This is a genomic window from Psychrobacillus sp. NPDC096426 (genome assembly GCF_044762745.1).
In the GTDB taxonomy this organism is placed as follows: domain Bacteria; phylum Bacillota; class Bacilli; order Bacillales_A; family Planococcaceae; genus Psychrobacillus.
In genome coordinates, this window is record NZ_JBIWEX010000015.1 from 85,582 (window position 1) to 111,060 (window position 25,479).

A 25,479-nucleotide genomic window follows, 5' to 3' on the forward strand; every position below is an offset into this window, starting at 1 on the left:
AAGCTACTAATAGGAGGAATAAAGAGATGAAAAGAAAATGGCAAGGAATTGCAGTACTCACAATATGCAGTATGATCGCAGCAGGATGCACGCTCAATGGAAACGCATCTTCAGAAACCGTAACAATTTCCGAAGACGTCAAATTAGAAAGTGCTTTAGCGGATGGAAGTATTATCGCAAAACATGATGGTTCCATACCTATTGATGTAGAAGTTAGCTACACAGGTTTCAAAGGGAATAATTTATTTTACAATCAAAATAAAGCAACGTACCATCTTGATCTGGAGACGATGAAAAAAGAGAAAATAGCAGATGAACCATTCTATTTGTTATCTGAGAACGGTAAACGCGCCTTGTCTCTTGTGAACGAAGAATTTTATGTACTCGATTTTCAAACGAATACGAAACAGTTTATTGGAACAGGTTCAGAAGAATATATGACATACTTTGGCAATGAAGAAGGTTCAACAGTCATTCAAGTCATTGATAAGGAAAGTGATATAGTTATAGAAAAAACAAACCTTTCAACTGAACAAAAAACTTCATGGACAATCTCAGACATGTTTGATTGGGACGGTTTATCAGTTTCATCCCTCCAAACTAGTAGTAATGGGGTATATATTGTGGGAAAATCATTACAAGAAGGTTATGGGTTTTATCATTTGACGGAAAATGGTGAAATCGAACAATTATCCCCATTAGAAAAAATAGATTCGATGGACCGCTATCACTTTTTAGACGAAGAAACCATTATCTTTAACGATACATACAACGGAAAATCTGGGATATATACACTAAACTTAAAAACAGAACAAGTGACACAGCTTGTTGCAGGTGGCGAAGACGAGGAAGGTATTTGGGTACCATTTTATAAACTATCACCAGATAAAAGCAAAATTCTATTTGACGCACCTGTCCAAGTAGGTAAAGAGTATAAAACAAATGTTTATATAGCTGAGCTAGTGAATGGAAAAATTTCCAACCCATCATTGATTATGCAAAACGCAGATTTATACGCTGTTATATCTTACACTGGCTATTGGAGTCAGGACTCGAATACTGCCTTTATAAGTACGAATCTTCTTGGAAATGAAACCATCGATACTATTGAGGTGTTTCAAATCCAATCAGATAAATAAAAAAATCAAAGAGGCTGGGACAGAAGTAGCCTTAATCAATAACAAAAGCGAAATTGCACAAGTGATTTCACTTTTGTTATTTTATTTTAAGGTTATACGGACTAAGTAGCTCGTTTTACAGCTGATTCGCTTTTTCAGGAGACAAAAAAAAGCGGTGAGCCCACGCGCTCACCGCCTTCGGGATGCCCCGACGCCCTCTAACGGGTCGCCGACATCATCCCATGGCCAGGGGCCTACCGATTAGAGTTCCCCTTGCCATTGCTATTGTCATTGGCTGTTGCCTTTGTTGTTACCTTGGCCATTACCATTGTTATTGCCTTTGTTGTTTCCGTTGTTTCCGTTGTTTGCGTTGTTTCCATTGTTGTTGCCTTTGTTGTTTCCATTGTTACCATTGTTGTTTCCTTTACCGTTGTCCTTGATGAGTTTGAAGTTCAACGGGACGTCCTTTTCCAGCGGGGTGTCTGCCGAGGAACCACCGACATGTACGCGGTACTTACCGTCAACGGTAGCCCACTCGCCATCAGCCCAGTTCGCTAGGTTGTCTGGTTCTTCCGGAACGAAATAAGAGAACGGGTGGTTAGAGTCAGCCTGGTTAATACGCACAGTCACCTGCTTGCTCTTACCGGGCTCAAGGTAAACCTTCTCGAAGTTAACAAGACGCTTACTCGGCTCCCCAGCCTTGTCCGGCAGGGTCAGGTAGACCTGTGCCGCTTCGGCGCCGGCAACATCACCTGTGTTCTTGACAGTGAAGGACACGTCAACACCAGACACCGAGCCTTTGTCCTGGACCTTTTTCACCTTCAGGTCATCATACTCGAAAGTCGTGTACGACAAACCGTATCCGAATGGGAAGACCGGCTTCACGTCGTTGGCTTGGTACCAACGGTAGCCCATTTCAAGATTCTCAGTGTACTGAGTGATTAGCTGGTCGGAACCATCACCGTACGCTCCTGGACCACCTGGCTTACCAGTATCTTGACGTGTTCCAGGGAACTGCTCTTCAGTCGCGAAAGCAGCTTCACGTTCAGTCGCACCGAACGTCATAGGTAGTTTGCCGGAAGGATTAACTTTACCGTAAAGTAAGTTGGCAACAGCATTGCCATCTTCCATACCTGGGTTCCATGCCTCGAGCACTGCAGGTACCTCATCTAACCACGGCATTAGCACCGTACCAGAAGTTTTTAGGACCACAGCTGTGTTCTTCGCGTTTGCCTTTAGGACAGCATCGATTAGCGGTTCCTGTTCCACCAAGTCTACTCGGCTATCTTTCGGGTCGAGGTCGATGGCTGGGAATCCGAGAGTCTCGCGGTCCTTACTCTCAGCTGGGTTGTCACCAATCATAAGAAGTACTACATCGGACTCAGCGGCAAGCTTAGCGGCAGCCCCTGGGTCACGGCCATCGTTGTACGTCACTTTAGTGTCGTAACCGAACTCTTTGATGACATTCTCTAAACCTTCTTGTGGTGTGACCGTGTAAGGAGTCACAACAGGTGTGTTATTAGCTTTGAGCGAGTGCTCCGGAAGCTTAGCTTGGCCGGCGAACCACTCAACGCCGATCAACGCGATCGACTTCGTCTTGCCGTCTAATGGTAGGAAGCCGTCATTGTTCTTCAATAGTACGGACCCTTCCTCGGCCATTTTACGTGCGCTTGCTCCGTTTGCCATTGGATCTACGATTTCAGGCAAGAACTTGTCGTAAGGCTCATCCATATGGCCAAACTCAATCATCTTGATATATCGTGGACGAAGCAGATTATCAATGTCGTCCACTGTCACTAAACCAGCGTCAAGTGCTTCTTGAATCTTCGCTTGGGTGTAGTACTGTGGTGTGTAGTCTAACTCGACATTCGTGCCCGCCTTGATGGCACCGACCGTGTCGTGAACCGCGCGACGGTCACTCATGACCCAACCGTCGAAGCCCCATTGATCTCGTAGAGCCTCTTGAAGTAATTCAGTGCTCTCACATGCAAAGGTGCCGTTAACATTCGGGTACGAGCACATTACGGAAGCCGGATCAGCATCCTTGATGGTCATCTCGAATGGCAGCATGTATAGCTCGTGCATAGCTCTTGATGGAATCTCGCTTCCCATCGTATTACGCTCAGTCTCTTGCTCGTTGCCGGCAAGGTGCTTAAGTTGGGCTTGAACACCCTGTTCTTGGATTCCCTTAACTTGCTCGGTCGCCATGGCACCAGTCAAGTACGGGTCCTCACTGAAGTATTCATAGTTACGGCCACCATACGGGTGACGCAGGAGGTTCATGCTCGGCCCGAGTAGCACGTGATGCCCGATGGCACGAGTCTCTTCACCGAGAATCCGGCCGGCCTCATAGTTCAGATCGCGGTTGAAGCTCGCGGCCAAGGCCAGGGTGGACGGAAGGCCCGTCGCCTCTGGGTCATTCAAACACGATCCGCCCTTCACGCCCGTACCACTGTTGGTCATGCGGATTGTGGGGATTCCCAGTTCTTCAATCCCACGAATTTGACGGCCGGTGTCCTGAAACTCACATCCAGGGAAGGTACCCTGGGGCGCAAATTCGCCGCTCCGGTACTTTGCACTACCTTGCTTTTCGATGACGACCGTCTTACCGGTGTCGTTCTCATTAAAGCGCGATATGGCGATTTGCTGGATTTTCTGCTCCATTGTCATTTCATCAAGAAGCAACTCGGTGCGTTGCTCAGCAGAGAGCTTGGTGTTCATCCAGGGGTTGGTCCCTTCCGTTCCACCGTTCATCGCATTAGCAGGAATTACTGAACCAAATGCAATAGTTGCAGCTAAGATGCTTGTTGCGAGTACGTTACGTACCTTTTTGCTGCGTTTACTCGTCATAAAAAAAATCCCTCCATTTTTAATTGGAAGAATCCAGAATCATTCTCTATTTTCGAGATTAAATTCAAGATTCTTCATTTGGTAGCCCAGCCATCATAGTTTCCCTTAGATCTGTGACTTTGCGTCTCTACCTTTCGATAGGTTTGCCTTTTTCAAACGAGGAACTTGTTTCGTTCTCATTCTCACTCTTAATATACTGCTTATTTATTTACTTAACTAGATTTAATATTTACTAATATTTACTAATTTCAATTATGAACTCATACCCATTTTTCGACTTAATTCATCAGAAATCTACCCATTATTCTAACAAATATCTACCATTTTAGCGTGGAATCGATAAAAAAGAGGTCATCAATAGTCAGTTTGGACTACTTTTTTTGTTTTTTCAGCCGTAGACAAGTTTTTATGTGGTACTGTGTTATTCCCGAAAAATCCCTACGCTGAAGTTTTCACAAAGTTGCGATATATAAAAATACTATGGTAAAATAAATGAAATTAATTCCAAAAAAGTATAATAGTAAACTCTGATATTCATGTATTTGAAGTAAAAGAAGACCGTTAACAAGTATAGTCATTACCCAAAAACGTACTAGTTTTGAAAATTAAATAGTTTAAGAGGTGGTTGGAAGATGATAACGGAGAATAGAGAGCAAACTATATTTGATCATGTTGGAAATAAAATAATTACAGATAGAGAGATTGACATAATCACTAGATTAGAAGAGCCATTGATCGTGATGTTAGGAAATGTTTTAAGTAACGAAGAGTGCGAGGAACTAATCAGATTGTCTAAAGACAAAATGAAACGTTCAAAAATTGGAGCGACACGCGAAGTAAATGAACTGAGAACAAGTAGTAGTATGTTTATTGAAGAAAGTGAAAACGAAATTGTTGCTAGAGTCGAAAAAAGGGTCTCTTCTATTATGAATATACCCATTGAACACGGAGAAGGCCTCCAAATCCTTCAGTATACTCCAGGTCAAGAGTATAAAGCTCATTACGATTTCTTTTCATCAACAAGTAACGCAGCAAATAATAATAGAATAAGTACGCTCGTTATGTACTTAAATGATGTAGAACAAGGTGGAGAAACTTTTTTCCCTAAGCTGAATTTTTCGGTATCGCCCAAAAAAGGGATGGCAGTTTATTTCGAGTATTTCTATAACGATCAAAATATAAACGATTTAACTTTACATGCTGGAGCACCAGTTGTAACTGGTGAAAAGTGGGTCGCAACGCAATGGATGAGAAAACAAAGATTACGGTGAGAAGGTGCTTAATTTTAATATATTTTCAACTGAATCAATTTCGGAAATCTGAGCTTTTATAGCACGAGGTTTTTTAGTAGCAAAAAAGAAGGTCCTCCTCAATATTATTAATCCTACTATTTAAGGGAAGAATAGAAACCAATGGTTAGTTTTTTAGTATTCTTGTTGAGAGTTTACAACTTAAAGGATTTTAAGAGGAAAAAGTTTTAGTGCCTCTCCAGTTTTACCGAGGAATTATTCTAATGATCTTCAACAATCTCGCCCATTAGGACGTGTCAGGCACCCGAAATATTCCGACTAAAAAAAGGAGCTTGTAAGCTCCTTTTTCTTTTACTGTTGTGCTTATTTAACTAAATCACCATTTAATACCCTGCCGTTATTCCTCCATCGATAACAAACTCGGAACCAGTAGAATAACTAGAATCATCAGATGCAAGGAACAAGATCATTTTAGAAACTTCTTCAGGTTCTGCAATTCTCTTTAACGGAGTAATTTTTACAACCATCTGTTCAACTATTTCGCGCGTATCTTCTTGCATAATCATTGGAGTACGGATAGGTCCTGGATGAACAGAGTTTACTCGAATCCCATATTTCGCAAATTCTAAAGCAGCTGCCTTAGTCAAACCTCGAACCGCAAATTTAGAAGCAACATATGCTCCACCTCCAGATGATTTTTCACCTGCAAGGCCAGCAGTTGAAGAGATATTAATAATAGATCCATTTTTTGTCTTTTTCATTGAAGGTAACACATTCTTCATTCCTAAAAACACAGATAACTCGTTAATGTTCATGACTTTTTGGTAGTGTTCAACACTTAATGTTTCTAAAGGTTCTATAGGAGCAATACCAGCATTATTGACTAAAATATCAACCGGACCAAAAGTAGATTCCGTCTTGCTCACGACATTTTCCCATTCAGATTCATTCGAAACATCATGTTTAATAAATTTAACGCTCTCACCCAGTTCTCTAGCAAGTGCTTCACCAGCTTCAACATTTATATCTGTAATAACTACTTTTGCCCCTTCATTAACAAATAAACGAGCATGGGTTGTACCTTGTCCACCCGCACCACCTGTAATGATTGCAACTTTACCATCTAATTTCCCCATATATATTTCCTCCCTTGTTTGTTTACAATTCAACGATAGCGCTTTCTAATTTACTTTTGGATAGTTTCTAAAAATGTTTTAACTTCCATCTAATCTATTTGTTCTAGAAGATATGCTATTGGGGCTGATTCCCACTATGCTAAAGCATTAACGCGCTAAAGATTTGGACCCTAAAACTATCGGGCAGTAGTTCCACCATCCGCTACCACTTCTGCACCTGTGATGAATTGTGCTTCATCAGATGCTAAGAATAATACAAGATATGCAATATCTTCTGGAGTACCGATTTTTTTCAGTGGGATGGTATTAGCGACTACTGATAACGCTTCTTCCCCCAGCGATGCAATCATTGGGGTTTTTACTGCTCCAGGATAAACCGAATTAACACGTATTCCATAACCTGCTAATTCAACAGCAGCCGCTTTGGACATTATACGAGTAGCACCTTTTGAAGTATGATAAGCGATATTTCCTTGTCCACCAACCAATGCTGCAATTGATGATATGTTAACAATTGAACCACCACCATTTTTTTGCATTTCTGGGACGACAGTTTGGAGACCAATAAAGTTTCCAGTTGTATTAATGTCCATTAATGCTTTAAATTCGTCAACACTGTAATCAAAAATACTAGGCACCGCATCATCTGTACCTGCATTTTTGGGGATTTTACCACTCACACCCGCATTGTTAACTAATATATCTACTTTTTCAAAATGTTTTACCGCTTCTTCGACAACTTTTTTCCAATCGTCTTCTAAAGCGACATTATGTTTTAGTCCCAAAACAACCTCCGAACCTGCTTCCTCATTAATAGATTTTACCGTTTTAGTTAAAAGTTCATAATTCAAATCAGTTGCTACAACTTTAGCCCCTTCTTTTGCAAAAAGGTGTGCTTCGGCAGCCCCTTGACCGCTCGCTGCTCCTGTAATGATTGCAACTTTTCCATCTAATTTCCCCATAGAGCATTCCTACCTTTCAAACATTGTTTACAATTTAATGATAACGCTTACTTTTTTACTTTAATAGTGATCTTTAAATACAAAGATTTACTATCCAAAAGTATAGTTTTATGTATTTCTTTACACTTCTGTCTAATCTATTTGTTATATTATTATAAAAGAATGGAGTGATTTTTGATGATAAAAAATTGGCAAAAGAAACTGTTCTCTATTCCACAAACTGATTTCGTTAATGAGCGCCTCTTTGAAATAATGAAAATATTTTATGAAGCATTTCCTTGCCGCATTATTCAACTATTTCAATATTCGAGCTTCAATGGGACGATTAGTGGTATTTTGTCTTACGAGTATCCGAATGTACAATCGATTGCCCATATACACCAAACGATGGAAATTAATGCGTATGTACATGAAGCCATTTTAGATAATGAGGTGCGCTTCTTTTATGATAGTAAATTCCAGCTTTCGATTGGTAGTCAAATTCTGCAATCAGAACAAGTTCATAATATGATACTCGTTCCTTTTTCGATTAATGGTGTGGTAATTGGCTTTATGATCGGTATTAATGTGCAGTTTGAGGTGACCGACGAAGTGATAGAAGAGATGCGGAGTTTTAGTGAAAGCTGTATACATTTGCTCCATCCAATGGACTATAGGCAGACAACACTTTTTACAGAAAAGGAGCTCATCGTAATGCAATACTTCACCAATGGCTATACGACAAAGGAAATTAGTAACATTCTTCACATCGCTGAATCGACTGTGAAATATTTTTTAAAAAATGCGATGTTAAAAACGAATAGCAAAAATAGGACAGAAGCGGTTGCGAAACTATTTCGTTTGAAATTATTACATTAATGTTTCTTATTAAAAGTCCGATTGTAGAGACGTTTAACTAGATGTATTCTACTAGCTTACACTGCTGAAATAGTGATTTAACAAGATTGAACATCGACTATTGATATAACAAAAACTTATATTGTTAATTTTAGGAGAGTGAAGATGAAGTAAATGTCCGTGTCAACTTCACAAAATAATGTAGGTCATTCAAAATCAAAGCTAATTTATTTAAGAAAAAAATTATCCAAAGAGCAAGATACTGAAGCTAAATCTAGAAAAGAAATTGTTAAAATAGATAAAGAACTAGGTAGAACAAAATTTCAATCACTAATTAAATCCAAATTATCGAAGCTTGATAGACTAAATAAAACTCTACAATCATCAATGAAGGAACAGTCATCTCTTAACCAAAAGATTACCGAGGAGTCTAAAAGATTGCATTGATATGAGGAACAACTAATTAACCAATAGAGAAGTGAAATAAAAAAACAAATCTCTAGCAGACTACAGGCAGAAAATAGAATTAAAGCAAAATAGATGGTTCTCTATATGAGCTTTATTTAAGTGAAGTGTAGGAATTGGTATACCATTGCCAATGGGATGGTACAGTTTGCGAAAGTGGATTGATGATTCTATGTTCCCTGTGTCATATAAAGTTTAGATACCATTCAGAATCGTTTAGAAATTGAGTCTAGCACAGGGAACTTTTTCAGTTAGTCCAAGAAGACCAACTACTCTCTCTAAATTTACGCAAAAAAAAGAGGACCCCTAACATATCATTGAGTAATCCTCTTCAAACATCTATTAATTACTTTCGTAAAATTCTTTTGGTATTCCTTGAATTAATGGGGAAGCTTCACCCGAATAGAAAATACGTAAATCGTGGAGAGACCTAGTGCAGCCAACATATAATAATTTGGCATCATACTTTGAATCTTTATAGTGACTTGCATCCACATCAATAAGTAACACTGCATCAAATTCCAAGCCTTTAGCTAAATACACCGGTACGACAGAAATACCACCTTCGTATTTCCTTTGATTTGCTTCAATGACGTTCACTTCAATCCCTGCTGTTTGTAACTTTTCATGTATTGAACGGCATTCAGCTTCTGTTCTACCTATAATCGCAATCGTCTTGAGATTTTCTTTTTGTAAATCTTGTAGTACCTTAACGATTTCGGTAATTTGATCATCTGTAGCAATCACTTTCACTTTATCACCGCTACGAAAAACTGGTGTTGCTAGACCTACTGGAACTTCGGCATGCTTAATGACCTCATTTGCAAATTCAATAATTTCCTTTGTAGAACGGTAGCTTCTCGTCAGTTCATAATAACCCGTTTCTTGAAACACTTCTTTAAAGTCATTCCAGTCCTCTATGCCCTGATAATTATAGATTGCCTGAGATAAATCACCTAAAATAGTAAAAGAATTACCTAGTGTAATCTCTTTTAATATATAAATTTGAAGCGGCGAAAAGTCTTGTGCTTCATCGATCACTACATGATGAAATTTTTGTTTGCCTTCTATTCCCGTTAACTGATGATAAATATAAATAAGTGGTGCTAAATCTTCTACATTTACTTCTTTTTTCCGGCAATTCCTCTCTGTTTCTCGAACAAGTGCTTCAGGTAATAGTTCTATTATTTCTTTTCGATTCATCAAGGATGTATAAAATGATAACGCGCTCATTTTTGGCCAAAACTTCATATATGCATTTAATCTGTTGTTAGCTTCTTTTTTCAATAGCATTTTCTCATTCGTTCCTTCGAACTTTTTGAGTTCTATCTCTATCCAACGCTTGATTCGTGCAACTAATCGTTCCCTGCGCTTTGTTAATGGATAATGCTTATATTCAACCATCCACTTCTTAATCTCATCTACTGTTATTACAGCTTGATCCCATAGTTCTAAATTAGTTGTTGGTACTAGATTTTCTTCAAATTGAATGAGACTTCTTTCAATAAATGACTTAAACTTGATTGACCCCTTTAGTTTATCGAGCATCACTTTATTATTGTCACGATTAATGGAAAAAGCTTCTTTCAACTTTTCTTCTGGATGTTTTAACATCACCGCATTATCTAAGAGACGCAACGCCCACTCTGGAAAAGTAGTTTGTTTAATATTACCTACTCCCAGTTCAGGAAGTACACCAGAAATATAGTCTAAAAACAAACTGTTTGGAGCAAAAATAATCATTCTATCTGCTTGTAGCTGTTCACGATATTCATAAATTAAAAAAGCAAGGCGATGTAAAGCGACAGTTGTTTTCCCACTCCCTGCAACCCCTTGGATCAATAATGGCATATTTTTCTCAGCTCGAATAATTTCATTTTGCTCAGATTGTATCGTTGAAACGATATCTTTTAATTTATTATCTTTATTTTCACCTAATCGGTACAAGAGAAATTCGTCTGTCAGAGATACATCTTCACTACCTTTTACATACGTATCAACAACACGCTCTAGCTCCCTTTTACGAATGACAATGTTTCTTTTTAAATAGACTTCCCCCTCAACCAATCCATCGGGCGATTGATAAAAAGCCAGTTCTTCTCCACCATTAAAGGAATAAAACATACTCGCAACGGGTGCACGCCAATCAATGACTATTGGTTTCTTGGCTCCCTCATCAGAAACACCGACTTTCCCAATATATAATGGGCTTGGCTCTAGATGTCCATCCTCCTTAAAATCTAAACGTCCAAAGTATGGCTCTTGTACACCAATTCTTAAGTTTTGCCGATTTAACTCCCTCATACTTTCAAGAACTTGCTCTGTATAGTTATCTCCATGATAAACTGGAATACTTTCTAACTTGTGTATTCGCTCATCCAATGTAGATAAAACCTCTTGCAATCTCTTTAATTCCGCTTCATATATAGTACTCATTATGATACTACCCCCTAACCTTTCTAAAATTTCAGTCGAGTTACAATTGTATAAAATATGCATATACAAAGTCAATAATTTAATCGTATTAAATTTGTTACCTGTGACAGAAACAAACGTGAAAATCATAACATTCACGTTTGTTTGAAATAACATGAATGTTTCTAACACAGGGACGTTATTTAAATGGTAATTCAAGTCCCGGCCTTCTTAAAGGTGGGGACATTTGTCGCTTACTTTTATTTTCTAAAAGCTTTTTTTAGAAAAAGGTAGGAGCGGACATATTGACAGCTCAAAATGCAGAAAGAGGGACAGACTCTTTTTGCATTTTTTATTGGCTAATTTCGGTTAGAATCGTGAATACTAAAAGTAGTCCCTAATAGGATGTATAACATTTATAAAGTTGTATATGTTCAATTGCTTTATTGTACTACTTGTTTCAACCAAATGAAAAAAGATGAAGATATTAGAGAACAGATAAATTTAAAGTCGCAAATTATTAGGAGATGAATCGTTATGTCATGGAAATTATTTTTTTCATACGAATTTATAATAGACATCGTAATTTCAGTAGGTATCTTTTTGCTATTCATACTTTTTCGGAAGATATTTGCCAAGTATGTCATTGCTCTGATCGTAAAAGGGCTTCGAAAAGAAACCCATCCTTTTTTCTCTCACATGTTTTTATCATTCGAAAAACCAATTCAGTGGCTGTTTATTCTATTGGGAATTTATGTATCGGTTTGGTATTTCCCATATTTGGATAGAACGCATGTGTTATTTCTGAAATTTGTAAAATCCGCTGTTATCTTTCTTGTGGGTTGGGGATTGTTTAACTTATCATCCTCATCTACGCTTCTTTTTGCAAGGCTTAACGAAAGATTCCATTTTGAAATGGATGAAATACTCATCCCGTTCTTGTCAAAAGTATTACGGGCTATCATTGTGGTACTAATCTTTATTGGGATTGCAGGGGAATTTAATTATAATGTTATGGGTCTTGTTGGTGGTCTAGGATTAGGCGGACTTGCAATTGCCCTAGCTGCTAAGGATGCAATTGGTAATCTATTTGGAGGAGTCATAATCGTTACAGAAAAACCATTTACAATTGGAGATTGGATTTTAACACCTAGCGTAGAAGGAACGGTTGAGACGATTACTTTTAGAAGTACAAAGATACGAACATTTGCACAAGCACTCGTAACTGTACCAAATGCAAAATTAGCAAATGAATCAATAACGAACTGGAGTGAAATGGGAAAAAGGCGGATTGTGTTCGATTTAAGTGTAACTTTTGAAACACCTAAAGAAAAGTTAGAAGGTGTTATTAAAAAGATAGAGTATATGCTGAAAAATCACTCTGGAATCCACCAAGACACAATCGTTACGAAGTTTGATAAATATGGAGTAGATGGGTTAGATATTTACATTTATTTTTTCACAAAAACAACAGTCTGGTTAGATTTCTTAACAGTAAAAGAAGAAATCAACTATAAAATAATGGATATCCTTGATAATGAAGGTGTTTCCCTTGCAATACCTAATAGAAAGTTATATGTAGATTCAAAAACTGAAGTGAATGGTAAAGTTAGTTAGAGGTGAGTCTTTAAAGTGAAGTACCTAAATCCAACACTAGAATTCATGATTTTTATCATCCCGTTTTAACAAGCTTAAGAGGGTGTCCCAAAAGTACAACTTTTATGGGCACCCCTTTTTGTTTAAGGTTCTTTAAATTTGTTCCCTGTGTTAGAAACAAATTAACTGTAAGGATGTGAATTGAATGCCTCCTGACCATATTCTCCCCCTACGCATGAGTTATTTCTTCTTTCTTGTTTGAATGTATTTTTCCGTCAATAAACCCGCATTAAACACCGATAAAATCAAAATAATAGTTATTTCGTAATTTGTTCTGTTGCATATTACATATTAAATGACTCTTTAAACTCTATTAATCCGATTTTTAAAATAGTCTTAAAAAAATTAATAACTAAAATAAATGATTATGAGTCAAATTACATAAACAAAGGTGCGGACTCAAAATTCTTAGAAGCGGAAGATTTTATTAAAGAGATTGCTAAAAAAAGTTCAAATTTACTTAATAGAAAACATTCCTATAATTAACTTAGATTATTTTATTTTTAGTTTAATAAATAATATATTGCGGAAGTGTATAACTTCTACTCCATCATTAGTGTTAATTAATTTGTTATTGCAATTGTGGAAGGGTAGCCATGTGTTTAAAGCGTTGACATGAAAAGAAATATATCGGAGGATATCGAACCTCCACCATTCCTAAACCAATTCTTAAGTGAGTACTAATTTACTTTATTGTAGCAAATTAGTGCGTCCAAATAGAAACCTTATCTTTTTTGAAAAAGAAAGTCGCTCAACCTCTGATTTCTCACTGTGACTTTAACCATAACATTGTTATACATTAAACCATAAGTATGTCATGATAATAAAGTCATTAATAACAACGTTTCTCAAACCAATTCTTATAATCATTAGCAATAATCTGATTCCTTTTGAGGGTGGTAAAAGTATTTCAATAACTTCAGCACAAAATTTTATACTCCTTTTTAGTAACAAGTAAAAATTCTCTATCTTTATCTGTAAATTTACTTTCAATTTCCATAATTATTTCGTTTTCATTATTAAAAATACTTTCTAGGGGGTCTAATCTTAACTGAAAAATAGTTTGTAAAAGTGAATCATTGAAACCAAATTGTTTCAAAAAAAATAAGTTACTTCTTATTTTTTTGGTCATAGTTTCCCCCCTTTCTCTTTTCGCTCCTGCTTCCGGCGCTTCCCCATGCTCCATTTTTATTCCATCATCAGGAAAAACGTAATAAACTGAGTCATCTTTAGTTCTTTGAATAAATGCAACTTGTCATTTTCTACTAATAATATGGATTCTCTATTTCTCATAATTATAACCTCTTTATGTACGTCGTTAGATGGAATAAATTTTCGTAATCTTAAAATTATATCATGCTTTCATATATTGAACAAAAGGTAAACACCGAACTTCGAGTAGAAGGGAACCTCTCTACCTTACGGTAGTTTGTGTTCCTCCCCCCTCACAGAGCCGTGCTTGCGCTATTTACGCACACAGCTCCTCCAAATCATCATTCACACTGACTCTGCTATCCTCAAAAGTTTACATTTATTATCTCTACCGCTGTGTGTAGTAAATGTGTACCTAGTAAGGGTGATCACTTGGTAGCAGCCTTTCCTCCATCGGCATTACACAACTTCATTGGTACTACGCTGCTATCCGACTCCCTACAACGGCATTTGGTTTCCTTGCTTATTATCACTTGTACACCATACTCTTCTATAAGAAGAGACCGGTAGGATCTCCCGAGTTGCCGTATCATATCGATGTGTGACCTGCCAAGGTCTCTGACTCCAGTGAGGTTTTATCCTTCTTGCCTTTAACGATGGATAAAATGTAGCTTTCTGCTGTACTTAAGGCATCAGCCCTCTCGATTTACTAACATTATGGAGCTCTATCCCTTCAACCAGTTGGCTTTCGGTCCGCCACCTAACTGTCTACGCTTAAAAGCTAATGTTACCATTAGCCCTCCAAGACTCGCTACGAGTGAATGGCTAGTTCTTTCTCGACGGGAATCCCACCCGCTATATGATACGACCTAGGCTCGGCCGCACAAGCACCCATTAGTTTAACAAAATCTTTTAACTCTCCCGTCTACATTGTATAGGGCTTTCTTTTCCAGAAATACCTTTTTGTATTAGCCTTTTCAATTTGACAGATTTGGGTTCCTATGTGCTCTTTTATTAATCGTGCGATCTCTTTCTTTTTCTATAATAAAGGAAAATAACGAATACAAACATTACTGTCAATAGGAATAATACTATATTGGAATAAGTATTCATATATCTAACAATCGTACTCCAGGAAGAACCTACCTTTGCTCCAACAATTACTAATACACTATTCCAGATTAAAGAACCAATTGTCGTAAAAAGTAAAAATACGATAAAGTTCATATGAGCCATACCAGCGGGAATTGAGATTAAACTTCTAATCAAAGGAACAAGTCTCCCGAAAAATACCGCCCAAACTCCGAATTTATTAAACCAGGCATTTGCTTTATGAATGTCTTTTGAGGTTAATCTTAAAAGGCGCCCCCATTTATTAACGATTTTTTCTAGTCTTTTTACATCAACAAGTAAACCTATTCCATAAAGCACAATCGCCCCAACCACTGAACCAATTGTAGAAAAAACAATTACCCCGATAATACTCATATTTGATGTTGTAGTCATAAAGCCGCCAAACGTTAAAATCACTTCAGAAGGAATAGGTGGAAAAATGTTCTCTAAAGCTATCAAGAGAAGAATCCCTAAATACCCATACACATTCATTACTTCAGTTATCCAGTTTTCCATTTTAATACTCCTTGTACTGATAAATTTAACAATCGTATACATAGAATTGCTATAATAAGTTAATATTTGCTTCCGGATAAATTTTCCCTTACATTCCGCTTTTCTTTATACCTTCTGAAAAAATAGATAGAAATAGCAAGCCAAAATCCACTGGCAAAATACCCCCCGATAATATCGCTCGGATAGTGCACACCAAGATAAATCCTACTGGTACCAATCATGAGAACCATTATAGTACTAATTATTATCAAAGTAATGCGCCATAAACGTGAAGGAATATGACGCCATAACAGAAATGACAGAATTCCATAAACTGCAAGAGCATTCATCGCATGTCCACTAGGAAAGCTATATCCTCCTATTTCAATCAATCGATGCAAATCTGGTCTCATTCGATGAAAGAATTGTTTTAAGACCTGATTTATGATGGGCGTTCCAATAACAACAGTACAAAACAATAAGAGTTCTGATCGATGCTTTAATACAAAATAAAGAAAAAAAGATACTATAACAAAAATACCAAACACAATATGAAACGATCCGACGTACGTAAAACATTTCATTATTGAGGTTAGAGTTGGAGATTCAAAACCTTGTATAAAGGAAATCACGTATTGATCTAATTGAACTATTTTATGTCCACTAATTAAAATGGCCATACAACTAAAACCGATAAGTGAAACTAAACCAATAATAAAAGCAGTCAATAAATACCCAGTTAATCTCATGCTGAAAACTCCTACCTTCATCTGTTCTTAGAAGATTTTTTTCTTTTTTTTTGTCCAATGAGACTCTGCAAATATTGATAAAACATAGCAAGGTATGATCACTAATTCACATCATTCTTTGTGTTTTTTGTTTTTGGGAATACAAGTTTTACAGAAGTACCTTTACCTAACTGACTTTCAATCACTAAACTTCCCTTGTATGTCTCCATCAACTTTAATGCAATAGATAATCCAATTCCATACCCACCCTTTTTTCGGTTGCGAGATTTCTCTACTCGATAAAATCGATCTGTTACGTGTGGTACATCTTCTTTCGGTATTCCGATTCCAAAATCTTGAATAGTTAATTCTCGATGCTGGTAATGTATCGTTACTCTTTTGTCATCATTTGAATACTTAATTGCATTATCGATTAATATCGTAAGTAGTTGTTCCAAATGTTGCTCTTTCATTGGAAGAAGAGTGCCATCAAATAATTGAAGAGAAAACATAAATTCCGGGTGCGTCATTTCAAAGTCATTTACGACTTTTTCAATAACATTTATTGGATTGATCATAGGAATCGTGGCATCAACTGTTTTTTCCGAATCAAGTCTGGAAAGTTCTAATAAATCCTTCACCAATTTGTCCATTCGATCCACTTCTCTCAAAGAAGAAACCAATGATTTATTTAACACTTCCCGATCATCTTTTCCCCATCTATTTAACATCATTAAGTTTCCATTCAATACAGATAAAGGGGTTCTCAATTCATGAGAAGCATCTTCTACAAATTGTTTTTGTTGATTGAAAGAAATTTCTAATTGATCCATTAGTTCATTAAAATGAATCGCTAATTCAGAGATTTGATCTTGTGCCGGTGGAACATTCACTCTTTCTTCTAAACCAAATTTTTTGATTCTAGTGAGTGAATGAGAAATAGCTTGAATTGGTCTAACTATTTGTTTAGAAAGAAAAAGTGCTCCCACTAAACTCAAAAATACTGCACCAATTCCTGTTAAAAACATAACAAGGCTAAATTGTTCTAATAGCCCATCGAAAATCTCCATATTTCTTACGATTTCAATTGTTCCTACATAATTCGTATCCACTAATGGTTCACGATATACAAGCAAACGGTCATCGCCTGATGTGACTAGCTCAAATTGTTCACTTTGAACTAATTGGGAAGGTACATGCAATAATTCTTCTTCACTTACTGCCACGATACTTTTTCCCTCTTTATCTAAGATCCGGATCGTCTCCGATTTCTCATTAATCGAATTGATAAAAGATTCATTTTCCTTAATGAATTGTACAGACAGTTTTTGATTGGAGTAATAATTTTGTATAGTATTCATTTTCTTTTCAATGGATTGCTCTTCATAATGAATCATCCAGCTGTTCATTACAAAATATTGCAATATATTATAAGAAACAAACAAACCAATCATAAGAACAGTCGCCCATAAAACAATTTTCATTTTTAACTTTAAGTTTTTCATCATTTCATCACATAGCCAATTCCACGGACAGAGTGGATATAGTTATCATTTTCTTTATTTATCTTGTTTCGCAAATATCGTACATATACATCGACCACATTCGTCTCTACTTCTGTCTCGTATCCCCAAATTTTCTCAAGAATCAATTCCCTAGAGAGTACTCGGTTCACATTTTGTAAAAACATTAAGAGGAGTTCATATTCTCTTTTGGTTAAGGGAATCTCTTCTTCCCCTTTCTTAACGGTTCGTGAAATAGTGTCTACTTCAATTTCTTTGAATTCTAAATGTTTCACGATGTTTTCCTCATGTCGTTCATTTCTCCGAAAAATTACACGCATCCTTGCCAAAAGTTCTTCTATTGAAAAAGGCTTTGACATATAATCGTCTGCCCCACCATCTAAACCCATGACACGATCCATCACGCTATCTCTAGCAGTAAGCATAATAATCGGTGTTTCTTTTACTACTCGAATTCTTCTGCAAATTTCTATGCCATTTAAATGTGGTAGCATTAAATCTAAAAGTATAAGATCAAAATGGTTATGTAGCGCTTCTTCTAATCCATCTCTGCCATCATGGAAAACCGTCACATCGAAGCCTTCGTGTTTAAGTTCTAACTCTAGAAATTCTGTAATGCTTTCCTCGTCTTCAATGATTAATACTTTTTTCAATGTGAACCCTCCCACGAATTAACTTACCTCCATGTTATCGAACAATGGTAGGACAAACAAATTTCATTAATGTTTTTTTCTTCTTGTAACGAAAAATAGTAATAGGAGTAAAATTACTGGCATTGCAATCGATACAATTTGCACAAAAAGTGGATTAATCTGTGTATTCCCTAAAATACGCACGGGTATTGACGCACTCGAATGAATTTGTTGATCGTCGTCACTACTTACAGTTACATACAATTTATATTGACTTGTATACACAAAACGAATTGGTAATTCAACTTTTACTGATTGCTGTGGCTTTAACGTATCAAGTAGAATAGGTACATCTGCACTATAGTCCTCTAAATTTACGGTCATATGTTTCCCGATATCCGCCATCGTAATATAAGCCATTGCATTTTTCAGCTCTGTGTCTGATAAATTGGTAATTTCAGCTTGCACACTCGTTTCAAGACCCGGGTAGTTTTCCACTACATCAGGAGAGAGAATCTTAATATCTATCGTATCTTGTGCAATTGCAACCCCACTTGTTTGCGTCATCATCTGAAAGGTGAAGAGAAAAGCAAAAGTAATCCATACCTTTTTCATCTTATTCTCCTCCTTTAAGCGTAATTTTATTATTTGCAAATAACAATAACGCAATACTTAATAGTAAGAAGACGAGCACTGGCAGTAAATCCACTATCAGTACGGTGTAGCCGAGCCGATTCACAAAATAATCCTTTAAAGTCAGTATGGATCGTGATAATGGGCTAACTGTGTCCACAATATGCGCAAATCCACTTTTTTTCATCGTTGTTGATAAGAACATTGGTATTGCCGTTACTAAAAATAAAACAAATGATAAAAGTGTAGAACTCTTGGTAGATGAAAGTATTGCGGAAAACCCTAGCGATAATGCTGCAAATCCAATGACTAAAGGAAAACAAATTAGATAAAGAAACACTAGTGCTTTCACAAATATATCTGTACCCATGGAGAGTGCAAAAAAGTAAGGTAGAGATAATAAAGAAATAATGAACCAAAATAAGAGCAACCCTACTAATTTCCCAAATGTAATTTGTGCTTTAGACAATGGTGATAATAAAAGACTTTCGAGTGTTTCTCTTTCCCTTTCCCCTGCATACATATTCGATCCAATAATAATCGTTACTAGAATACTAATCCCTAAAACTACTTTCATGAAGGTCATATTTACTTCTACCTGAGCAAGTAAACTAAGTTCTTTAACGGAGACAAAGCTAAACGCAAGACCGCTAAACAATAGTGTCACTGCAAAATATATCCACAAGCTCTTTTTAGAAAAAACGTTTTCCTTTATTTCCTTTCCGATTAGTGCCGCTATCATAGATTCATCTCCTTATCTTCTTGATCTGTAAGATAAAAGAAAACCTCTTCCAACGTAATTGGTTCCGTAGTATCTACTTTCAGTGAACCATACTTGTTCAAAAGAGATTCTAAATAATCTTCTTCTATTAAGGTTCCTTCTTTTACAATTGCCACTCGATTACATATTTCGGAGATTTCTTTTAGCAAATGAGAAGTGATGAATATCGTAACCCCATGTTTTTTATTTAAATCATGTAAAATCATTTGGATATCTCTTTGTCCTTGAGGATCTAAACCTAGTGTAGGTTCGTCCAAAAAAATAAGTACGGGTTCATGAATAATTGTTTTTGCAATACCGATTCTTTGTCTCATCCCTCGAGAGTATTGCCCAATTGGAATATTTGCTTTACTAGTCATTCCAACTTGGTGAAGTACTTCTTCTACCCGTTCTTTTTGTTTGTTTTTACTCACACCATAAAGTTGTCCAAAGAATAGTAAATATTCCGCACCGGTCATCCAGTTATAGTAGCCATGCGATTCTGGCAATACCCCTATCATTTTTCGAATTTCTCGTTCGTTTCGTATAACACTTTTCCCTTGAATAACAACTTCCCCAGCTGTTGGCTTTAATAGTCCATCTAACATTCGAATAGTCGTTGTTTTACCAGCACCATTCGGACCTAAAAAACCATAAATATCGCCTTTATTTACTTGTAAATTTAGATGATTAACTGCAGTGAACCCATTTGGATATTGCATTGTTAAATCCTTCGTTTGGATCATATTGTACCTCCTCCTAATAATTGTTAAAAGAAAAAAAGGAATAGATGGGATAACCACCTTTCCCCTTTAGAAACTCCGATTATTCGTTTCCTTCTTGTCCTTCATCTTCATTGTCCGCTTCAACTTTCACTACTTTTCCTGTAGCAGCATCAATTTTCACGTCTTGTACTCCGTTAGTTGTTTGGATTTCAAAACCGTAAACAACTACGCCATCTTCATCTTCTAACTCGGATTTATTTACAGTTCCGGGTTCTTCTTTTAATGCAATTGTTTGTGCTTCATCTGAAGTCAATTTTGCTTTTGCTTGAAGTTCCGCAATGTTATCGTCATTTTCTTCTCCATCATTTTCTTCACTTTCTTCAGTTCCGTTTTCATCGTCATTTGCATCATTTTCGACCTTTACGATCTCTCCATTTATTGCATTGACTTTCACATCATTTATATCGCCAGAAGCTGTTTGAATTTCAAAGCCGTAAACAACTACACCATCTTCATCTTCTAATTCAGATTCATTTACAGTTCCTGCTACTTTGTTTAGTGCAATTACTTGTGCTTCATCTAATGTCAATTTTGCCTTTGCTTGAAGTTCAACAATATTGTCATCGTCTTTTTGATCTTCTGCTTGAGTCGTTGTAGGTGCGTTATTGCTTGCAAATGCGGTAGTGAACACACCATTACCTACTACTGCTCCCCCAATAAGTGTTGATGCCAAAACTGGAATTATTAATTTCTTTTTCATCTGTATTCCTCCTAAAAAGTATTGTGAATCTTTCTTACAGCCTTTATTCTGCCAGATGGTTATGAAAAGTTAACGAATCTTTTTTAAGAAGTTGATGAAAGTTTAGTGAGGAATTTCTCATTTTCTAGGATGTCACTATTGTGCAAATCCTGCTACTTCTTCTCCATAAGCAACTTTATACTCTTCCATTTTCGTTCTCACTTCTTTTTTTCTCGAAATGTATTAGATATTTATAAATTTTTCACTAAATAATCCATACTTGATAAAGCAAATAATAATTGATATGAATTACTAGTGGGTAAAAATTTAATGAAAGAAGTGTAATCTACATGTGGTTTATGGTCTACAAGTGAAGGTTTATAAGTCGTATTTGTGTAATTTAAATGTTTAATATTGGCCACTTATGGTCCACCTGGATGGATGAAACTATTCAAATTCGAAAACGGCTGCGTGAAGGAATTGATGTGGCTTTGCAAACGGCACAATTTTTGAACGTCCCAAGGTTACGGTCACTGAGGAGTTTAAAGAACCGTATACTAGCTGGAAATCGGGAGAGATTACAGCAGTGAAAGCAATGCAATAAAGTGGAGTGAAAAAGACTACTTTTTATAAACTTGTCAGAGAGTATGAAGAAACCTTGTATTTATACCTATAGAATATAAAAGTGGTAAATCATTTCACATATTTCTTCTTACAATGAGAAGGAACTAATTGGTGTACTACCGAGAAGTACATATCAAATACTTTTTCATAATTCTGCTTCCATTTCAAGAGGACCATCACTACTTTTCCCAATTTGAAAGATAGTGATGGTCCTCTTATTTTTGACTAATTTCAACATTTACTTCGGATACTTCGTTCTTCGAATCTTTAACAAACGCACCCGTTAGCCATCCATGAAGCGCAAAATCAGCGCTTCACCACAGAGAATGAAAATGGTTAGGAAGTGTCAATACTGATACTGACCTTAATCCAGTCAACCGTAATCCATAGACTTATTTACGCTCTCCTCTTTTTTTTTAACGATTAAGTAGGGGTCTTCTTAAGTATTGTCATTTTTCATTTCTTGAGGAACTAATTTTCATGGGAGTTTAAGTGAAAGTTTTCACAAATTACTATTTCAACTGAAGTAGTCTCTTTCTAAAGAATAAAATTCAGCTATTAAAGTTTCGAACTTATAAGGGGATAATCCAATATAGCTCCCTTATCGCGTTTATCGTTTATCCCTCAAAATACGTAATATGATTATTTCTTTTGCAAAAGAAAATATTTAGTAGATTAATGTCACCCCTCATTTTTACTACTATACATATTATAGAGTATAGAAAGGAGGGGTTTTTATGGAAAACTGCGGAGAATTTCGCGAAGAGCGTCGCGAACGAAACCCATTCGCTTTAATCGTTGTACTGTTCATTCTTCTAATTATTGTCGGTGCTAGTTTCATGCATAGATCGTATTAACAAAAACATCTGTTGATAGCTATGATGGTCAATAAATAATAATAGCTAGGCACCTCCATTCTGATTTTTGGGTTTAGGGTCACTTTCCACGAAGTGGCCCTTTTTATAGTTTCTTTCCTCATATATATATTTAGTTCACACCACACTTACTGCACATTTTCTTTCAGATATTCATTCAATATAGTGATGAAATTTAAAATTCAACTTTGGTATATCTGTTTAAAATAACCTTCTACTCCTTCTTATTAAACTAAACTGCGACGTTAGTAAAATCACTCATTATGTCTATAATTCTATTAAGTTGGCAATAACCCCTTAAATATTACTATTTTAGGGGGAATGGAATTGTTACTGTTAAGAGAAAAAAATGTGATGCTAGTGATTCTTATCAAATTAGTCCAAGTTCATTCATATTTTTGACATAAACTATTTCTAAGGATGTATTCAAGTAATCCTTAATCTTAATGTAGGAGGTGAAAATATATGAGTGATGGTTCATATGAAGGAAACTATAGCGGTGGCGGTAGTAACATGGGTTCAAGCTTTGCATTGATTGTCGTATTGTTTATTCTCCTTATCATCGTAGGTGCTTCTTTTATGAGAAGTTACTAATCTCTATGTGGTGAATAATATTTGATATTTTTCGCTTCAAGGAGTATTACCACCACGATTAATAAGGATAATGGGCAGGTTCAAGCAATCTGCCAATTATTATGGATAATTGGATGGAGAAATATACGATCATCAATATAAGGGAATTTATTTAGCATGGATTCAAAGAATGAACAAGCTTTAGAAAGGAGGGATATTATGGAACCGTTTGTTATGAGAAACATGGGCCGTCGAGTTATGATGAGAGATAGAATGGGTAGAAGACGAATCGGAATGATAGATGGATTTGTCCCAGGAAGAGGAATGTTTATACGAAATCGCTTTAGAAGAGAATTTGTGCCCTTCTTCTTAATCGCAACTCTATTTTTAATATAAATTTAAGTTAGAAGTAAGTGTCAACGAATCCCCACCTGTAAATCAGATGGGGATTCGTTTAATATTTTGTTACTTTGATGGGATGAAGAACACACATAACAAATAGAAATTGCGCGATAAATGCGGTTATCTTACTTTCTTTACAATAAAAAACGACCAACTCATTTAGAAGAAGGTCGATTTTTTAGAAGAGAAGATACTTAAAGGGATTGTAACGATATTGATTTTACCTACTAAATTAATCATCTCTCTAAAATCGTTAATAAAATAGACAAATAAATTGCCCTACGACTAAAAAGTGATGTTGTCACAGCTGAAGCTCTCTCGATTAATCCAAATAATCTACATCATTTTTGTTTAGTATCTCATAAAAGTTGCTCCAACAATGATTAGTAAGATAAACAATACTACAATCAATACGAATGTCGACCCGTTGTTACTGTACCCACCATATGAGCTTTCACCACATCCATACATAATATATCCACTCCTTTCCTAATGATATTTATAGATTATGAAAAAATTTTGTTATAGATAAGGTAATTTATCATGTATCGAAGAATTAAATTAGTTGGGTTTTTTAGTGCAAATTTTAACTAAGCGCAGAATTTAGGAAGCTATTTTCAAATTAGACTTTCAAGAAAAATAATAAAGCCCCACCCACAATTAAGTGAGCAGGACTAATTATTATTTACATTTAAATCGTTGAAGCATTTCTTTAGAGGGAATTTCGTATTTGAAAAGCACAGGAATCTTAGTCACCCACATGCCACCTCAAACATTATACTGCCCTTCATGATCTTCACGGTAGTTGTATATGCGATATTCTTCAGTTGGGTCCAATATTCGAACAAATTCCAATTTCTCACCTTCATCCAACCATAAGTTGATTGGTTTAAGGATTGTGAGCTTGCCTAATTATTTTTCTTGAGTTCATCTTTTTTTAGAAAGTAACTATTTTTAAAAATACTACAGGCAGGGGTGTCCAGTGACATTATAGTGGGTAACTCCAAAATTCAATAACAGCAACGAAATACGGATGTTTCAAAAAACTTTAATTTACATTATAGTTGGTAACCCAATGGTTTTCGTAATGTTATGGTTTTAACAATACAATAAGCAGTAATTCTATACTGATGATCGATTATTTCGGAAAGCGAATATTTACCTAAAGCACCCGTTTAACAAGCACTTACAATTCTACTTGCACATTATGGTCGTACTACGTTTTAAACACATTAAAATCTTTTCACGAAAAAACACATATTTGAATATAATAAACACAATACGTGTAAGTAATTGGAGGTTAACAGTTTGAAAAAAGATAGCATATTTTTATTCAATGAAAATCAAGATAATCAAATTCTCCAAACAGACAGTTAAAGTGCTAAACTTGCTGTCATTGGAGAAGCAATAACTACATTGAGTGATGCCCTTACCACTATGGCAGCAGTCCTTGCAATAAAAGAAGCACGGCAAGAACAAGGTAATACTGGAGATTATAAAAATATGCAGAAACAGATTGATTATTTAACCTCTGAAATAGAAAAAATTAAAAGACAGATGAATCCCCCCAGGAGATAGGAAAATACTCCCTATTCATACATTTTTGCTAAGCATCTCTCGAGATGTTTTTTTTCATTCCCCTTATTCAACTAAACTGCTTCGTTAGTTTAAGTGTACCATTTCACAATGGATTTCTTAGATCTACTTGATGTTTCCGATAAAAATAAAGTAGGGAAACCATTCTCATGGCTTCCCCCTTATCAAACCGCACGTGCCTTATTAAGGCATACGGCTTACCCATATGTTTACAATGTTA

The 25,479-nt window shown here is 36.1% G+C and carries 21 protein-coding genes and 1 riboswitch; of the genes, 7 read left to right on the plus strand and 14 right to left on the minus strand.

All coding sequences use genetic code 11. The features are described from left to right. The first annotated feature begins 26 nt into the window (after positions 1-26). Entirely contained in the window at positions 27-1,139 is a 1,113-nt protein-coding gene (locus ACIQYS_RS13735; RefSeq protein WP_402980898.1) for a TolB-like translocation protein, read from the plus strand. A gap of 267 nt (positions 1,140-1,406) precedes the next feature. Here the strand turns inward: ACIQYS_RS13735 and ACIQYS_RS13740 are convergent, their stop codons facing one another. Beyond that, positions 1,407-3,968 carry a beta-glucosidase gene (locus ACIQYS_RS13740; protein WP_402980901.1) on the minus strand — a complete coding sequence of 854 codons (2,562 nt, stop codon included), beginning with the start codon at positions 3,966-3,968 and terminating at the stop codon, positions 1,407-1,409. A gap of 77 nt (positions 3,969-4,045) precedes the next feature. Beyond that, positions 4,046-4,126: riboswitch (cyclic di-GMP riboswitch) on the minus strand. A gap of 474 nt (positions 4,127-4,600) precedes the next feature. On the opposite strand from ACIQYS_RS13740, the gene ACIQYS_RS13745 reads away from it, so the two are divergent. Beyond that, positions 4,601-5,239: a 2OG-Fe(II) oxygenase gene (locus tag ACIQYS_RS13745; protein WP_402980904.1), complete on the plus strand. Its 639-nt coding sequence runs from the start codon at positions 4,601-4,603 to the stop codon at positions 5,237-5,239. A gap of 362 nt (positions 5,240-5,601) precedes the next feature. Here ACIQYS_RS13745 and ACIQYS_RS13750 read toward each other — a convergent pair whose 3' ends face one another. Together ACIQYS_RS13750 and ACIQYS_RS13755 are read right to left on the minus strand one after the other, a co-directional pair. After that, positions 5,602-6,354: a glucose 1-dehydrogenase gene (locus ACIQYS_RS13750; protein WP_402980907.1), complete on the minus strand. Its 753-nt coding sequence runs from the start codon at positions 6,352-6,354 to the stop codon at positions 5,602-5,604. 176 nt (positions 6,355-6,530) lie between these two features. Next, positions 6,531-7,316 (minus strand): SDR family NAD(P)-dependent oxidoreductase, encoded by a 786-nt coding sequence (locus ACIQYS_RS13755; RefSeq protein WP_402980910.1) that lies wholly within the window; start codon positions 7,314-7,316, stop codon positions 6,531-6,533. Between the two features lie 177 nt (positions 7,317-7,493). On the opposite strand from ACIQYS_RS13755, the gene ACIQYS_RS13760 reads away from it, so the two are divergent. Then, positions 7,494-8,174, plus strand: coding sequence for a helix-turn-helix transcriptional regulator (locus tag ACIQYS_RS13760; protein ID WP_402980913.1), 681 nt, complete (start codon positions 7,494-7,496; stop codon positions 8,172-8,174). A gap of 786 nt (positions 8,175-8,960) precedes the next feature. Here ACIQYS_RS13760 and ACIQYS_RS13765 read toward each other — a convergent pair. Beyond that, a complete protein-coding gene (locus tag ACIQYS_RS13765) occupies positions 8,961-11,054 on the minus strand; it encodes a HelD family protein (protein WP_402980916.1) in 2,094 nt (697 codons plus the stop codon). 516 nt (positions 11,055-11,570) lie between these two features. Here ACIQYS_RS13765 and ACIQYS_RS13770 point away from each other — a divergent pair. Then, positions 11,571-12,650, plus strand: a complete 1,080-nt coding sequence (locus ACIQYS_RS13770) for a mechanosensitive ion channel family protein (protein WP_402980919.1) — start codon at positions 11,571-11,573, stop codon at positions 12,648-12,650. 958 nt (positions 12,651-13,608) lie between these two features. Here ACIQYS_RS13770 and ACIQYS_RS13775 read toward each other — a convergent pair. The 9 genes from ACIQYS_RS13775 to ACIQYS_RS13815 all read right to left on the minus strand — a co-directional run bounded on the left by ACIQYS_RS13775 (position 13,609) and on the right by ACIQYS_RS13815 (position 21,210). Then, on the minus strand, positions 13,609-13,875 hold the full coding sequence (locus ACIQYS_RS13775) for a hypothetical protein (protein WP_402980922.1): 267 nt from the start codon (positions 13,873-13,875) through the stop codon (positions 13,609-13,611). 980 nt (positions 13,876-14,855) lie between these two features. Further along, positions 14,856-15,470 (minus strand): DedA family protein, encoded by a 615-nt coding sequence (locus ACIQYS_RS13780; protein WP_402980925.1) that lies wholly within the window; start codon positions 15,468-15,470, stop codon positions 14,856-14,858. Between the two features lie 59 nt (positions 15,471-15,529). After that, on the minus strand, positions 15,530-16,198 hold the full coding sequence (locus ACIQYS_RS13785) for a phosphatase PAP2 family protein (protein ID WP_402980928.1): 669 nt from the start codon (positions 16,196-16,198) through the stop codon (positions 15,530-15,532). A 101-nt stretch (positions 16,199-16,299) separates the two neighbouring features. After that, a complete protein-coding gene (locus tag ACIQYS_RS13790) occupies positions 16,300-17,682 on the minus strand; it encodes a sensor histidine kinase (protein ID WP_402980931.1) in 1,383 nt (460 codons plus the stop codon). Beyond that, on the minus strand, positions 17,682-18,353 hold the full coding sequence (locus tag ACIQYS_RS13795; protein WP_402980934.1) for a response regulator transcription factor: 672 nt from the start codon (positions 18,351-18,353) through the stop codon (positions 17,682-17,684). The genes ACIQYS_RS13790 and ACIQYS_RS13795 overlap by 1 nt, the downstream gene beginning before the upstream one ends. A gap of 66 nt (positions 18,354-18,419) precedes the next feature. Further along, complete coding sequence (locus ACIQYS_RS13800) at positions 18,420-18,947, minus strand: hypothetical protein (protein WP_402980937.1); 528 nt, start codon at positions 18,945-18,947, stop codon at positions 18,420-18,422. Position 18,948: 1 nt separating this feature from the next. After that, the gene (locus ACIQYS_RS13805) at positions 18,949-19,707 is read right to left on the minus strand and encodes an ABC transporter permease (protein ID WP_402980940.1); all 759 of its coding nucleotides are present in this window, start codon (positions 19,705-19,707) and stop codon (positions 18,949-18,951) included. Continuing rightward, positions 19,704-20,471 (minus strand): ABC transporter ATP-binding protein, encoded by a 768-nt coding sequence (locus ACIQYS_RS13810; protein ID WP_402980943.1) that lies wholly within the window; start codon positions 20,469-20,471, stop codon positions 19,704-19,706. The genes ACIQYS_RS13805 and ACIQYS_RS13810 overlap by 4 nt, the downstream gene beginning before the upstream one ends. A 79-nt stretch (positions 20,472-20,550) precedes the next feature. Next, a complete protein-coding gene (locus ACIQYS_RS13815; RefSeq protein ID WP_402980946.1) occupies positions 20,551-21,210 on the minus strand; it encodes a PepSY domain-containing protein in 660 nt (219 codons plus the stop codon). A gap of 1,340 nt (positions 21,211-22,550) precedes the next feature. Between ACIQYS_RS13815 and ACIQYS_RS13820 the strand changes: the two genes are divergently transcribed. The 3 genes from ACIQYS_RS13820 (at position 22,551) to ACIQYS_RS13830 (ending at position 23,657) form a co-directional block, all read left to right on the plus strand. Further along, a complete protein-coding gene (locus tag ACIQYS_RS13820; RefSeq protein ID WP_402980949.1) occupies positions 22,551-22,670 on the plus strand; it encodes a YjcZ family sporulation protein in 120 nt (39 codons plus the stop codon). Positions 22,671-23,153: 483 nt separating this feature from the next. Continuing rightward, positions 23,154-23,282 carry a YjcZ family sporulation protein gene (locus tag ACIQYS_RS13825; protein ID WP_402980952.1) on the plus strand — a complete coding sequence of 43 codons (129 nt, stop codon included), beginning with the start codon at positions 23,154-23,156 and terminating at the stop codon, positions 23,280-23,282. Positions 23,283-23,480: 198 nt separating this feature from the next. Next, positions 23,481-23,657: a hypothetical protein gene (locus ACIQYS_RS13830; RefSeq protein WP_402980955.1), complete on the plus strand. Its 177-nt coding sequence runs from the start codon at positions 23,481-23,483 to the stop codon at positions 23,655-23,657. A gap of 357 nt (positions 23,658-24,014) precedes the next feature. Here ACIQYS_RS13830 and ACIQYS_RS13835 read toward each other — a convergent pair whose 3' ends face one another. Beyond that, complete coding sequence (locus ACIQYS_RS13835; protein WP_093268161.1) at positions 24,015-24,134, minus strand: YjcZ family sporulation protein; 120 nt, start codon at positions 24,132-24,134, stop codon at positions 24,015-24,017. Positions 24,135-25,479: the final 1,345 nt, after the last annotated feature.

Excerpts from the sequence above, each read along its gene's own strand:
- ACIQYS_RS13735 (WP_402980898.1), top strand. The coding sequence starts at position 27 with ATGAAAAGAAAATGGCAAGGAATTGCAGTACTCACAATATGCAGTATG.
- ACIQYS_RS13740 (WP_402980901.1), bottom strand. The coding sequence starts at position 3,968 with ATGACGAGTAAACGCAGCAAAAAGGTACGTAACGTACTCGCAACAAGC.
- ACIQYS_RS13745 (WP_402980904.1), top strand. The coding sequence starts at position 4,601 with ATGATAACGGAGAATAGAGAGCAAACTATATTTGATCATGTTGGAAAT.
- ACIQYS_RS13750 (WP_402980907.1), bottom strand. The coding sequence starts at position 6,354 with ATGGGGAAATTAGATGGTAAAGTTGCAATCATTACAGGTGGTGCGGGT.
- ACIQYS_RS13755 (WP_402980910.1), bottom strand. The coding sequence starts at position 7,316 with ATGGGGAAATTAGATGGAAAAGTTGCAATCATTACAGGAGCAGCGAGC.
- ACIQYS_RS13760 (WP_402980913.1), top strand. The coding sequence starts at position 7,494 with ATGATAAAAAATTGGCAAAAGAAACTGTTCTCTATTCCACAAACTGAT.
- ACIQYS_RS13765 (WP_402980916.1), bottom strand. The coding sequence starts at position 11,054 with ATGAGTACTATATATGAAGCGGAATTAAAGAGATTGCAAGAGGTTTTA.
- ACIQYS_RS13770 (WP_402980919.1), top strand. The coding sequence starts at position 11,571 with ATGTCATGGAAATTATTTTTTTCATACGAATTTATAATAGACATCGTA.
- ACIQYS_RS13775 (WP_402980922.1), bottom strand. The coding sequence starts at position 13,875 with ATGGAGCATGGGGAAGCGCCGGAAGCAGGAGCGAAAAGAGAAAGGGGG.
- ACIQYS_RS13780 (WP_402980925.1), bottom strand. The coding sequence starts at position 15,470 with ATGGAAAACTGGATAACTGAAGTAATGAATGTGTATGGGTATTTAGGG.
- ACIQYS_RS13785 (WP_402980928.1), bottom strand. The coding sequence starts at position 16,198 with ATGAGATTAACTGGGTATTTATTGACTGCTTTTATTATTGGTTTAGTT.
- ACIQYS_RS13790 (WP_402980931.1), bottom strand. The coding sequence starts at position 17,682 with ATGAAAAACTTAAAGTTAAAAATGAAAATTGTTTTATGGGCGACTGTT.
- ACIQYS_RS13800 (WP_402980937.1), bottom strand. The coding sequence starts at position 18,947 with ATGAAAAAGGTATGGATTACTTTTGCTTTTCTCTTCACCTTTCAGATG.
- ACIQYS_RS13805 (WP_402980940.1), bottom strand. The coding sequence starts at position 19,707 with ATGATAGCGGCACTAATCGGAAAGGAAATAAAGGAAAACGTTTTTTCT.
- ACIQYS_RS13810 (WP_402980943.1), bottom strand. The coding sequence starts at position 20,471 with ATGATCCAAACGAAGGATTTAACAATGCAATATCCAAATGGGTTCACT.
- ACIQYS_RS13815 (WP_402980946.1), bottom strand. The coding sequence starts at position 21,210 with ATGAAAAAGAAATTAATAATTCCAGTTTTGGCATCAACACTTATTGGG.
- ACIQYS_RS13820 (WP_402980949.1), top strand. The coding sequence starts at position 22,551 with ATGGAAAACTGCGGAGAATTTCGCGAAGAGCGTCGCGAACGAAACCCA.
- ACIQYS_RS13825 (WP_402980952.1), top strand. The coding sequence starts at position 23,154 with ATGAGTGATGGTTCATATGAAGGAAACTATAGCGGTGGCGGTAGTAAC.
- ACIQYS_RS13830 (WP_402980955.1), top strand. The coding sequence starts at position 23,481 with ATGGAACCGTTTGTTATGAGAAACATGGGCCGTCGAGTTATGATGAGA.
- ACIQYS_RS13835 (WP_093268161.1), bottom strand. The coding sequence starts at position 24,134 with ATGTATGGATGTGGTGAAAGCTCATATGGTGGGTACAGTAACAACGGG.